This window comes from Endozoicomonas sp. ALB032 (genome assembly GCF_049310125.1).
Classification (GTDB): Bacteria; Pseudomonadota; Gammaproteobacteria; order Pseudomonadales; family Endozoicomonadaceae; genus Endozoicomonas_A.
Genome location: NZ_JBLYNW010000001.1, coordinates 2,776,456 through 2,788,830, shown reverse-complemented (window position 1 = coordinate 2,788,830; position 12,375 = coordinate 2,776,456). Strand labels below are relative to the sequence as shown.

The 12,375-nt window shown below is 46.8% G+C and carries 11 protein-coding genes; 3 read left to right on the top strand and 8 right to left on the bottom strand.

The window, feature by feature from the left end; translation table 11 throughout:
• Positions 1-10 precede the first annotated feature (10 nt).
• From ACO6VG_RS10320 to ACO6VG_RS10310, 3 genes are all read right to left on the bottom strand, one after another.
• Positions 11-676, bottom strand: coding sequence for a riboflavin synthase (locus ACO6VG_RS10320; RefSeq protein WP_422139847.1), 666 nt, complete (start codon positions 674-676; stop codon positions 11-13).
• Between the two features lie 12 nt (positions 677-688).
• On the bottom strand, positions 689-1,816 hold the full coding sequence (ribD, locus tag ACO6VG_RS10315) for a bifunctional diaminohydroxyphosphoribosylaminopyrimidine deaminase/5-amino-6-(5-phosphoribosylamino)uracil reductase RibD (RefSeq protein ID WP_422473757.1): 1,128 nt from the start codon (positions 1,814-1,816) through the stop codon (positions 689-691).
• A 209-nt stretch (positions 1,817-2,025) separates the two neighbouring features.
• A complete protein-coding gene (locus ACO6VG_RS10310; protein ID WP_422139845.1) occupies positions 2,026-2,565 on the bottom strand; it encodes an acyl-CoA thioesterase in 540 nt (179 codons plus the stop codon).
• A gap of 331 nt (positions 2,566-2,896) precedes the next feature.
• Between ACO6VG_RS10310 and ACO6VG_RS10305 the strand changes: the two genes are divergently transcribed.
• Positions 2,897-3,910: a S66 peptidase family protein gene (locus tag ACO6VG_RS10305; RefSeq protein WP_422136834.1), complete on the top strand. Its 1,014-nt coding sequence runs from the start codon at positions 2,897-2,899 to the stop codon at positions 3,908-3,910.
• A 335-nt stretch (positions 3,911-4,245) separates the two neighbouring features.
• Here the strand turns inward: ACO6VG_RS10305 and nrdR are convergent, their stop codons facing one another.
• The 3 genes from nrdR to ACO6VG_RS10290 all read right to left on the bottom strand — a co-directional run bounded on the left by nrdR (position 4,246) and on the right by ACO6VG_RS10290 (position 6,692).
• Positions 4,246-4,707, bottom strand: coding sequence for a transcriptional regulator NrdR (gene nrdR / locus ACO6VG_RS10300; RefSeq protein ID WP_422136833.1), 462 nt, complete (start codon positions 4,705-4,707; stop codon positions 4,246-4,248).
• A gap of 150 nt (positions 4,708-4,857) precedes the next feature.
• Positions 4,858-6,111, bottom strand: a complete 1,254-nt coding sequence (gene glyA / locus ACO6VG_RS10295) for a serine hydroxymethyltransferase (protein WP_422136832.1) — start codon at positions 6,109-6,111, stop codon at positions 4,858-4,860.
• Between the two features lie 122 nt (positions 6,112-6,233).
• Complete coding sequence (locus ACO6VG_RS10290; protein ID WP_422136831.1) at positions 6,234-6,692, bottom strand: DUF29 domain-containing protein; 459 nt, start codon at positions 6,690-6,692, stop codon at positions 6,234-6,236.
• Positions 6,693-6,855: 163 nt separating this feature from the next.
• On the opposite strand from ACO6VG_RS10290, the gene ettA reads away from it, so the two are divergent.
• Positions 6,856-8,523, top strand: a complete 1,668-nt coding sequence (ettA, locus tag ACO6VG_RS10285; RefSeq protein ID WP_422136830.1) for an energy-dependent translational throttle protein EttA — start codon at positions 6,856-6,858, stop codon at positions 8,521-8,523.
• A gap of 371 nt (positions 8,524-8,894) precedes the next feature.
• Here ettA and ACO6VG_RS10280 read toward each other — a convergent pair whose 3' ends face one another.
• The gene (locus ACO6VG_RS10280) at positions 8,895-9,383 is read right to left on the bottom strand and encodes a hypothetical protein (protein ID WP_422136829.1); all 489 of its coding nucleotides are present in this window, start codon (positions 9,381-9,383) and stop codon (positions 8,895-8,897) included.
• Between the two features lie 247 nt (positions 9,384-9,630).
• Between ACO6VG_RS10280 and ACO6VG_RS10275 the strand changes: the two genes are divergently transcribed.
• Positions 9,631-11,514: an RNA ligase family protein gene (locus tag ACO6VG_RS10275; protein WP_422473754.1), complete on the top strand. Its 1,884-nt coding sequence runs from the start codon at positions 9,631-9,633 to the stop codon at positions 11,512-11,514.
• Positions 11,515-11,681: 167 nt separating this feature from the next.
• Here the strand turns inward: ACO6VG_RS10275 and ACO6VG_RS10270 are convergent, their stop codons facing one another.
• Complete coding sequence (locus tag ACO6VG_RS10270) at positions 11,682-12,233, bottom strand: hypothetical protein (protein WP_422136827.1); 552 nt, start codon at positions 12,231-12,233, stop codon at positions 11,682-11,684.
• Positions 12,234-12,375: the final 142 nt, after the last annotated feature.

Here is a 12,375-nt window from a genome sequence, read left to right as displayed (position 1 = left end):
CTGGAAGCAGTCACTTCATAAAGCCATGTTCAGCAAGAAAACCGGCTGTCAGGCTGGCAGGAGCCGATTCACTCTGTTCCCTGAGGCTCGGGTCCATTAGCCTTTCCAGATACCTGGCCAGCAGATCCACTTCCAGATTGATTTCTGTTCCTGCCCGGTACCCGGCAATAATGGTTTCCTGCCGGGTATGAGGCACGATGTTCAGGGCAAAGCGACAGCCATCCACCCTGTTTACCGTTAAACTGACACCATCTATCGTGACTGACCCTTTGTGGGCAATGTACCGGGCCAGATGAACGGGAGCCTCCACCCAATAGACCGTCGAACGACCCGAGAGTTCGATGGAGACAATTTTACCGACACCGTCGACATGACCACTGACCAGGTGGCCACCCAGCCGGGTTGAAGGCGTCAGAGCTTTTTCCAGATTCAGGGCAGAACCGACAGCCTGTCCCGAAAGCGTTGAATTTTCAAGCGTTTCCAGGGAAACATCGGCTACATATCCCTGTCCGGTCAATTCCACCACAGTCAGGCAGACGCCATTGGTGGCAATACTGTCACCCAGTTTTACATCAGAAAGATCCAACGAACCAGAGTTGACCGTTAACCTCAGATCACCAGAGAGGGGTTCTACTTTCTGCAGGCTACCAACAGCCTCAATAATGCCTGTAAACATGAATAGTGAATCTCAGTAATCAGTGTTCTGTTTAAACGTTGCCTTAATAAGCCAGTCATCGCCAATAGCACGGATATCAGAGATATTAAGACCCAGCTTTTCTGACATAAACTGGAATGGAAGGTTCAACAATGGCCGGGCTGCTGACCCCATCAAGATCGGGGCCATAAAGATATTCAGCTCATCCACCAGTCCTTCACTGACAGCGGCTCCGGCAAGGGTAGCTCCTGTTTCCAGCAAAACTTCCTGGCAATCTCTTTGAGCCAGTTCGCTCATTAATGCGTTCAGGTCCACCTGTCTGTCGGCGTTCAGCCTGATCACTTCAGCACCGGCAGCCTCCAGCTGTGCCTGTCGGCTCTGTTCTGCCTGATTCGTGCAGACAATCAGAGCCCTGCCGGGCCCGGTGACCACTTTCGCGTCGACAGGGGTTTGCAGGGATGAATCCAGAACCACCCTTAATGGTTGTCTGCGGGCCAGTTTTTCAGCGTCTGGCAGCCCCAGCTCTTCAGCTCTGACTGTTAATGAAGAATTATCATGAAGAATCGAGCCAACACCCGAAACAATGGCACAGCTCTGCGCCCGGAGCTTTTGAACTTCACTGCGGGCATCGGGTCCGGTAATCCACTGGGATTCACCACTCTCCATAGCCGTTCTGCCATCGAGGCTCATGGCCAGCTTGAGTCGGACGAAAGGTTGCCCGCTCATCATCTTTTTGATGAAGCCAGGATTCAATGCTCTGGCTTCGGCTTCAAGAACACCGGATTCAACCTCAATGCCGACGTCACTCAGCCTTTTCAACCCACGACCGGATACCAGGGGGTTAGGGTCTTCCATAGCAGCGACCACCCGGCTCACCCTGGCATTGATCAGCGCTTCTGCACAGGGCGGTGTTTTTCCGAAATGACTGCAGGGCTCAAGGGTGACATAGACCGTTGCTCCCTTAGTCCGGTCACCTGCCATTTCCAGGGCATGCACTTCAGCATGGGGCTCGCCCGATCGTTCATGAAAGCCTTCACCGACAATGACGCCATCCTTTATGATCACACACCCTACCCTGGGATTGGGCATTGCGGTGTATAACCCTTTACGTGCCAGTTGCAGCGCACGAGACATCATTTCATGATCAATCGCAGACGCCATGGGACCTTCTCCAGGCTCAGTCAGAAATGGGGCCAGTTTATATGAATTTACCTCCGGCATCACTCACTGGTGAAAGCGCTCGATAAAATTTAAAGAGGACAATACTCACTTCTCATTGCCCCCTTCAGCCAGGGAGAATCAGCCAAAAGTAAATGAGTTTAGCGGGATGCTTTCGGTTAAAAAAGATTCAGTCAATGGCCCATATCGTCTTAAGTCCGGGCTGACAAAGGAGGCCATGGACGCTGCTCTTCGCTCTCAATCCAGGCCTTGACCCAACCTTCCGGCTCTGGACGCCAGTCTTCCCTGCCCGTGGCTTTTCTGACTCGTTCAGTGGCGACTATCCGGCCCTTCTCGGTGACGGCCGTTCTTAACAGAATTGAAGAAGCCGGTTCCCCTTTGACCCACATGGACTGGATAATATAAACCCATCGCTCATCCATCGCAGCCACCTGAGTGTACATAGTTACTTTGTCGAACATCCGGACCCGCTTTCGATAACGAGTGGTACTGCCAGCAACCACCAATCCCCACTTCTCTCTTTTGAGGACATCAGACAGCCCACACTGAATAGAAAGAGTAAACCGGCCCAGATCATAGAGCGTCAAAACACGACCATTGTTCATTTCCATGAACAGATCTAAATCCCATGGCATACAGCGAAAGCAGTTTTCACTGACAGCATCGACGGAAATTTTGGGCGCTTTTTTGGCTTTACGGATTGTGGTCAGCAGTCGAATGAATGGATACATACTCAAATCTTCTAGTAATTATGCCGAGCATCATAGCCATTCAAACAGTAGAAAGAAACAAGCGTTTAAAACTGAGTCATTCACGCTTGTTAATCAATAGCTCAAAGTCTGTTCGAAGCTGATATGTTGTCTAGACTATCCTAGATAGCTTTCAGCCCTGTATGAGATGTTTCATGGCTAAGAACTAAGTGCATGCAACTGATGACAGGACGTAATGACAGCTACCCCTCACAAACGACGTACCCATTAATGAACTTTGTCCGGAAGATGACAAGCCCGGAGATAAGAGAGGGAGAGGCCAGGAAAACAAGCCCTTCTTCCGGAGTAAACTATGAAAAAATTATTATTTATTATTCTATGTTGGCTAATGACCAGCCCTGTATTGGCGTTACCTGCTATTAAACCGGCTCCTCTCAATAAGGGTGATACCGTTGCCTTAATTTCCAGTGGCTTTCGTGTTAATACCGCCCAGGATGTGCAATTTGCAACAGAACGACTCGAGGCACTGGGCTTGAGCGTTATCTACGGTAAAACTATTTTTCAACAAACCGGATATTTTGCAGGTACTGATCAGGCACGAGCTGCTGATATCAATGACATGTTTGCCAATCCAAAAGTAAAAGCCATTATCGAGTTGCGGGGCGGCTGGGGGTCAGCGCGAATACTGGAATATTTAGATTTCCCTTTAATCAAAAAGCATCCCAAGATTTTTATGGGTTTTAGCGACATTACCACCTTGCTGCTAGCCATCCACCAGAAAACCGGCTTAATAACGTTTCACGGCCCGATGGCTGCAGCTTACCCCTGGACACAATACACCGTTAATTATTTAAAGAAAATTCTCTTTGAAGGTAATGCCATTACCATGAGCAACCCCATCATCAAAAGCGATGATTTAACCCGTACTGTTGCCAGGATTCAAACTATTCGCCCTGGCATTGCCACAGGGGAAATTCTGGGTGGCAACTTATCCGTTTTAGTTTCTATGCTGGGAAGCCCCTACTTACCCAGTTTTAAAAATAAAATTCTGTTTTTGGAGGATACCGGTGAAGATGTTTATCAAATTGATCGCATGTTAACCCAGTTACAAACTGTCGGTATATTAAAAGAAATCTCTGGTTTTATTTTTGGTCAATGTATAAATTGTAATGCCAAGGTTCCTTATGGCTCTTACCGCTTGCAGGAGGTGTTAAAACAACATATTTCACCCTTGAATATTCCAGCCTGGAATGGAGCAATGATTGGCCATCAGGCCAGTATATTTACCATTGGTGAAGGTGTGAAGGTTCGTATCGACGCAAGTAAAGGGACTATTACGATGCTGGAACCTGCCGTCAATCCCTGAGACGAAAGTTTTGAACCGAAACTGCCTGTTCTAAAAGCCGGAAACTGAGAACAGACCACCAAAACAGATACTAAGACATATTTGTATGGCAGCACTTCGGTAATTCCTCTGGATATCATTCTCATAGCTTCTGGCGATTTGCATACTAACCAGCCTGTCAATGGATCGCGCCAGCACCTCTTCATCCATGACTATGGGAAGATTGGCATGCAGCAGGGTACCGCGTCATAAGAGTGCCATTATTCTTGCTGCATTTGCCGTCTACTATGGGTGTGCTGGCATTGTCAATCATTGACTTATGAACGAAAAACTCTGCAATGAGGTCAGCAATGGCCTCATTGTTTATCAATGGTTTCCAGTCGTTCAATTTCTTCCCGGAATTCATTCAGGTCCTTGAAGTGACGATAAACAGAGGCAAACCGGATATAGGCTATTTCGTCCAGCTCCCGAAGTACACGCATCACTTCTTCCCCCAAAACCAGGGATTTTATTTCCCGCTCACCGGTGGCCCGAAGCCGATGCTTGATCCGGTTCACAGACTCTTCAATCTGTTCCACGCTGACAGGACGCTTTTCCAGAGCTTTGGATATGCCTGCCCTTAGTTTTTCTTCATTGAAGGGTTCACGGGAACCGTCCCTTTTGACCAGCCTGGGAATCAACAACTCTGCCATTTCATAAGTCGTAAATCGTTCACTACAGGTCAAACATTCACGACGACGGCGAACCTGGTTACCGTCTGCCACCAGGCGGGAATCAATGACTTTGGTATCGACAGCGTTGCAAAAAGGGCAGTGCATGGGTAAGAGAAACGTTTTTCAGAGTGAGTCTTCCATCATAATTCACCCCTGTAAAATTACCAAGACTTTGCAGAATGAAGTGATTCTGTGTGGGTAAGCCGCTGACCCGATTCTCAGGTCAGCCGTCTTACTTTGAAAAACAGCCCTGGATCAGCTGTAGACAGGCAGACGCTTGCAGATTGCCAAAACCTTCGCCTTCACATCCCCGACAACCTGTTCATTACCAATGTTTTCAAGTACGTCACAGATCCAGCCTGCCAGAGCAGCAGAATCCTCTTCATTGAAACCACGGCGGGTAATGGCCGGAGTACCAATACGCAGACCACTGGTGACAAATGGAGAGCGAGGATCATTTGGAACAGCATTCTTGTTGACCGTAATGTTAGCTTCACCCAGAGCCGCTTCGGCGTCTTTACCTGTGTACTCTTTACCGATCAGATCCATGAGGAACAGATGGTCGTCAGTGCCGCCGGATACAACCTTGATGCCGCGCTCGAGCATAACCCGGGTCATCGCCTGAGCATTTTTAACGACCTGCTGCTGGTAAGTCCTGAAGTCATCGGACATGGCCTCTTTGAAGCAAACCGCTTTAGCTGCAATCACGTGACACAGAGGACCACCCTGGGACTCGGGAAATACCGCAAAGTTGAACTTTTTGTTCAACTCTTCATCATCGTTAGCCAGGATCAGACCACCACGGGGACCACCCAGGGTTTTGTGAGTCGTTGTCGTAACAACATCGGCAATACCTACCGGAGACGGGTAAACACCGGCAGCAACCAGACCAGCCACGTGAGCCATATCAACCAGCAGGAAAGCACCTACCTTGTCGGCTATATCGCGGAAACGCTGCCAGTTCACAACACGGGAGTAGGCCGAGAAGCCTGCAACGATCATTTTTGGCCTGTGTTCATCCGCCAGACGCTCAACTTCTTCGTAGTCGATCTCGCCGGTTTCAGGATTCAGGCCATACTGAACCGCTTCGTAAATACGGCCGGAAAAGCTGACCTTGGCACCGTGAGTCAGGTGGCCACCATGGGCCAGGCTCATACCCAGAACCTTGTCACCGGGCTTGATCAGAGCCATGTAGACCGCCGCATTGGCCTGGGAGCCGGAATGAGGCTGAACGTTAGCGTAGCTGGCACCAAACAGCTCTTTGGCACGATCAATAGCCAGCTGTTCAGTGACATCAACATGCTCGCAGCCACCGTAGTAGCGCTTGCCCGGATAACCTTCTGCGTATTTGTTGGTCAGGACAGACCCTTGTGCTTCCATCACTCTGGGGCTGGTGTAATTTTCGGAAGCGATCAGTTCGATGTGCTCTTCCTGGCGAACCGCTTCAGCGTCTATGGCAGCCTTGAGTTCAGGGTCGAACTCAGCGATGGACATGTCCTTTCTGAACATTAATGATTCCTCGGAATGTTGCCTGTTAATGAGGTTTTTCGGCGACCATTCTAATACAGCTGTTCAGGATTTCGTATCGAAAAAGTTTCATGTCAATTTGAGCGAGACTCATGGGCTCTGGCTCAGCTTTCTGGCAGCCAGTCCTCAGTCATGATCTGATCAAAGCTCCAGGGGGAGTCAGCCGGGAAATCATCGGGCTTACATTTCATGTCAGCCGCTGCATCTCTTTTTGCAGACCGATAGGCTTTTGGCAAGACCTCATCAATCTTACTGTTTAGGCCAGGGTTATCTTCGAGTAGATCGAAGATGGCACCTCGTTGTTTAGCGATACTGACCAGCCAGCTCCTGTACCAGTCCGTCATTGTGTGCTGATCGTCTTTTCCAGACTGCATTTGCCATTTCAGCAGGTGCAAGAGCAATTCTTTAACACAACTGCGTAAAGCCTGATACTGAGCCTTACCCATGTCTTCAATTTCCTCTACCAGATTGGCAATATCAAGTTCATTGAAACGACCTTGCCTAATCAACTCGGCCTGACGATACGACCAGCTATAGAAATCAGTGTCATACAGGTTTTCCATAAAAATACCTCCATTGCCATAACACTGTAGGCAAAGAACGGAAGGGAATCAAAATGAAGCATGCAGAGGCTGACGCCTTTGCGGAGTAAGTACGAGCATACAGAAATGCCTCAAAAGTGCTATCATACGGGGGTTTCGATCAAACCTATTATGGATGCCTAAATTGTCACAATACGTCTATACCATGAACCGGGTGAGCAAGATCGTTCCCCCAAAGCGCCAGATTCTTAAAGACATTTCCCTCTCTTTTTTCCCCGGTGCCAAAATTGGCGTCCTGGGTCTGAACGGTGCCGGTAAGTCCACTCTGCTGCGCATCATGGCTGGTGTCGATCAGGAATTTGATGGCGAAGCCCGTCCACAACCCGGTCTGAATGTTGGTTACCTGCCTCAGGAGCCGCAACTGACACCCGGTAAAACAGTCCGTGAAGTGGTGGAAGAGGCACTAGGTGAAATCAAGGAAGCCCAGGACAAGCTGGAAGCCGTTTACGCAGCTTACGCTGAGCCCGATGCGGACTTTGACGCCCTGGCGACAGAACAGGCCAGACTGGAAAACATTATTCAGGCGGCCGATGCCCATAACCTGGAGCGCAAACTGGACGTCGCTGCCGACGCTCTGCGTCTTCCCGAGTGGGACGCTGTCGTAGACAATCTGTCAGGTGGTGAGCGCCGTCGTGTAGCTCTTTGCCGCCTGTTGCTCTCCAGTCCCGAAATGCTGCTGCTGGACGAGCCTACTAACCACCTGGATGCCGAGTCAGTGGCCTGGCTGGAGCGCTTTCTCGTTGAATATCCGGGAACCGTTGTGGCTATCACCCACGATCGTTACTTCCTGGATAACGCAGCGGGCTGGATTTTGGAGCTGGACCGTGGCCACGGTATACCCTGGGAAGGTAACTACAGCGACTGGCTGGAGCAAAAAGAAGCCCGACTCGAGCAGGAAAGCAAGCAACAGGACGCTCATCGAAAAGCGATGCAACAGGAACTGGAATGGTCCCGCTCAAATGCCAAAGGTCGCCAGTCCAAATCCAAAGCACGTCTGGCACGCTTTGAAGAGATGCAGTCCCAGGAATTTCAGGCCCGTAACGAAACCAACGAAATCTACATTCCACCCGGCCCACGTCTGGGTGATAAGGTTCTGGAATTCAATCATGTTTCCAAAGGCTTTGGTGATCGGCTGCTGATCGACGACCTGAGTTTCAGCATTCCCAAGGGTGCTATTGTCGGTATCATCGGGGGTAACGGTGCTGGTAAAACCACCCTGTTCAAGATGATTACCGGAGACGAACAGCCTGATTCCGGAAGCATCGAACACGGCGAGACGATCAAAATCTCTAATGTTCAGCAGATGCGTGACGAGCTGAAAGACGACAAAACTGTTTTTGAAGCGATCTCCGATGGCCAGGACATTCTTCGCATCAATGGCTACGAAATGCAGTCCCGCAAATACATTGGTCGTTTCAACTTCAAAGGCGGTGACCAGCAGAAGCGTGTGGGTGAGCTCTCCGGTGGTGAGCGCGGTCGACTGCAATTGGCCGCGACACTGAAAGAAGGCGGCAATGTACTGCTACTTGACGAACCCTCCAACGACCTTGATGTTGAGACCCTGCGTGCACTGGAAGATGCACTTCTGGCCTTCCCGGGCTGCGCCATGGTGATCTCTCACGATCGCTGGTTCCTGGATCGCGTGGCCACACATATCCTGGCTTACGAAGGCGATTCCAAAGTCACCTTCTTCGAGGGCAACTACACCGAGTACGAAGCCGATCGCAAAGAGCGTCTGGGTGAAGAGGCAGCGGGCCCTCATCGTATGAAATACAAGCGTATTGATGCCTGATTGCCAGCCGACTAGGAGCCTGACCGAGAATAGCGCCCGTAGCGAGGACGGCAGAAAATTGAGGATGAAAATTCGGTTTTGTGAGGAGAATAGCGAGCTATTTGACGAACAAAAGCGGATTTTCAGACCAATTTGCTGCCGCCGCAGTAGGGCAGTCTATTCTCGGTCAGGCTCCTAGAGCGTAGCTTTCTGGCTACGCTCTTCAGTCAGCAGTGCGTGATTCGTCCGGTTACTCAGCCATTGACTGAGACCTGAGAGTAGGTCCCCTGTAATATGAAAAAACGACGAATGTCTGCTTCAACCGATCGACAAAGCCCCGAAAAGAAATGGAAACATTTGTTTTCGGGGCTCTCAATTTGTCTGGCTGCGCTCTAAAAGTTGCTGCGGCCATGCATGGGAACAACTTTGACTTTGAATCTACTAAGTTCAGCCATTGGATCTCCAGCGTTGAATAATGGCAGCTTCTCATCAAGTTTATTTGAGTAGTCGATAACACAATCAGTGTTATATCCACTTAGTTGCGGAACTTGTGAAATTATTTCATTTGGATTTGTCGTTCCATCCAACTGTTGTATTATCAGCCCCTCTGCGGAATTTTCACCTGCGTATATCCTCATCCCCCTACCCATAATGAAGAATGGTTCATCGGCTCCTAACTCTGTTGCAACCTTCAGTGCTGATCTTAATTTTATATAGTGGATTCTTTTTCCATCAATTGAAATTGGTGGATTCAACCTGAATTCCTGTTCGTAAAACAGCAATCCTTCTTTAGTTCGAACGCACTCCATTGTCTTCTCTGCAAAGGCTTCGAAAGACATGCACATAATAACTATTGGCAATATCAGATAGGATTTAAACATCTCATAACCTTTTGAACAACGTGTTTAAAATAATACACATTTGTTTTTTTTCAACATCAACCGAGACCCGGTACAGTAATGCTCTTCAGCACTTCCGGCTACTTGCTTTTTAAGCGGTCACGAACGAAAAAGTACTTAAGAGCCGTTTCTTTTCAGACCCTGACCGCTTAATCCCGAATAAGAATAGAACTTTCCTAAGATTCATCTAGTCTTCTCACTTCTGCAAAATAATTCAGGATTTATGGCTATGCTGTTTAAGGCACTCGGTAGTTTGCGTCTTGGTTTGATGTGCACTATTACAGGCTCAATACTGTCAAATAGTGCACAAGCTTCCGGAGCGGTTTTTATTGGGAGAATGGGAAGCTTGGCAGTACAGGTTCAGGGAGATAAGGCCCTGTTTAAAAACAACGAAATGCTTCACAAAAGCAACCCGTTGTCTCTGGCAATGGATAACAAAGGCATTCAAAAAATAGAAATAGAACCGGACAAGATAGAAATTTACAAAGATAAAAACAACTTGCCAGACACCATTTATTTTCCACTACTGATTGAGCCAACCCCATCGGCCACAGGCATTCAAACCATTGACCAAACCAGAGGGCTACAACTACTGAACGACAGCGTTATATCACTGGCAACCACCGTAATCGATAAAACCATCGTTCTTTCTACACCCACTCTGTACGCCCCGCCAACGGAATACAACTCTAAAACGATCGCTTATTCTGAGCTGGAACTCTATCAGGAGACTCAAAATACATTTTATGCGACAGCTTCTATTCCTATGCTGACCCCTGTGTCCTCAGCGGCATCCGAGGGGGATTATATTGACCTTGATTTTGAAACTCGGGATACCATCAGGGTTTACCCAAAAGGAAAGGACTCTGACTCCACATCCGGTTTTTTTGAGCAGATTATCAGAAAAGTGCCTGATAGCCCTGAGAAAAAAAGCGAAAACGGAGGGCAACAGGAAAAGCAAACGACCAATTCGTCCGGTGATGACCCCAACTCGGAAGACACTACTTCAGAAGACACTACTTCAGAAGACACTACTTCAGAAGACACTACTACAGAAGCGACAACAGATTCCTCGACCACAGTCGAAACTGCTTCAACCCCCACACAGCGATCGGAAGCCTCAGCGCTGGATGAAAAAGCTGATCTAACGCCGAAGCCTCTATCTGAAAATTTCAACACGTATCACTCAATAGAAAACAGTTCGAATCAAATCGTGCTTGATGCCATTAGAGCATTCATTGAAGAAAATGATGAACAGGATCTTTCATGGGTCGTACTTGAAAAAATTCACGGCTGCAACTACAGCTTCTGGACGGACGGCAGCATTGTTAAGGTGGGTAGAAGGAATGATTGGATTGGTGAAGATGAAAACTTTTTTAACCACCGCCCGGTAAATGAACAATACAGAGAAATGATTCTTGATATGCACCGGAAGTTCTGTAAAGAAGGAGACATTTTAAATGTTACGGGCGAACTCTACGGCAAATCTATTCAGAAAGAAATTTTTTATCAGGATAATATAAAATTTGCGGCTTTTGACATTTTCGTCAACAAACAAAAAATAGATTATAACACTTTTAAACAGTGGACTTCAGCTATTGGTATCCCTACGGTTACAGAGATAAAAATATGTGACTCCCTTGAAAGTGCTCTTTCTTTCAATCCGGTTTTTACAAGTTTTCATAGTCAAACCGGTGATGTTGCAGAAGGTGTTGTTATTAAGCCTGTGCAGCCTAAATTTTTAAAATACCAAAAACCTGTCATTTTAAAAATAAAAAACCCGAGATTTGCTGAAACCAATTTTAAAAAAGCACTTCCTAACGAAAATAAAAAAATAAAGCAAGAGAATCAGATTATACTCTCCTCACTTCTTGCAAAAGTAACGGAAAACCGTCTTTGTTCTGTTACTTCAAAATCAGATAAATTAACAACAAAAAACACTAATAAAATTAAAGGCGAACTTGTTAAGGACATTTTAGATGAATATGAAAGAGAGAATGAGCTAGCTGCCAAGAGTAAAGTAAACGATAACAAACAGTGGAAACTTATAATTTCTGAATTATTTAAAGCCGCATATCAACTGATAAATGATCGGCCTGAGACTTTTCAATAACCGGGAAAGCCTGTTGACTAGTTTGACTCGTTCCTATGCCAGTTCATGGTAATGAGTCATTCTTTGTGAAACTCTATAGCCAAACCTCACCCCTCGATAAGAGTTAACTACGAATTGAAAAAATCACACCAAATGAAAGAATGTCTTTGAAAACCTTTTCCTAGATGTTACTCATCCCAATTTTCAGTACAATTGATTGAAGAGTTTTCATAACGCATATAATTACGTTCATATAAAAATGGTCTCAATACCCCCTCAAAGACTTTTCTAAAGGCATATGGGAAGCGTGATAATTGTAACTGTGGCGTTATAGATAATATGGTAATTAAAGCAGTAATTGTTAGCACCGGAAAAAGATCAAATAATGCTTTATTTAATTCCTGGATGTTCGTTATATTTCTCTTTAGCTCAGCCCGTGTATCTTCTGGCAAAAGAAACCAGTAGAAAAAAATAAAATAATGGTTAAATAAACAACTATCTCTCGCATACGTATATATAGTATTGCAATCAATATGGTAAGAACTACCTAAACCAGCATTCGGGTCAGCTCCATATACTAATAATAAAAAAATAATCTGCATGCTTTCTGTCTCAAAAATGGCTGGATGGAAAGAAGAATAGCCAATAAATCTAATACAAAAAGCAGACACATTGGGATCAGCCCCATTTTGAAGTAAATGAAGTATCATCTCAACACTTCCATGCTGAAGAGCTGCCACTATTGGATAGACAGCCTCTTCATAGATTTCTTCATCTTCAACTACTCCATCGAACTCCCTTACATTAATATCTTTTCCTTGCGTAACGAGCAGAGTAACTTTCTCCTTATCTGCACTTTTTATGGCATCTAAAAACTCTCCG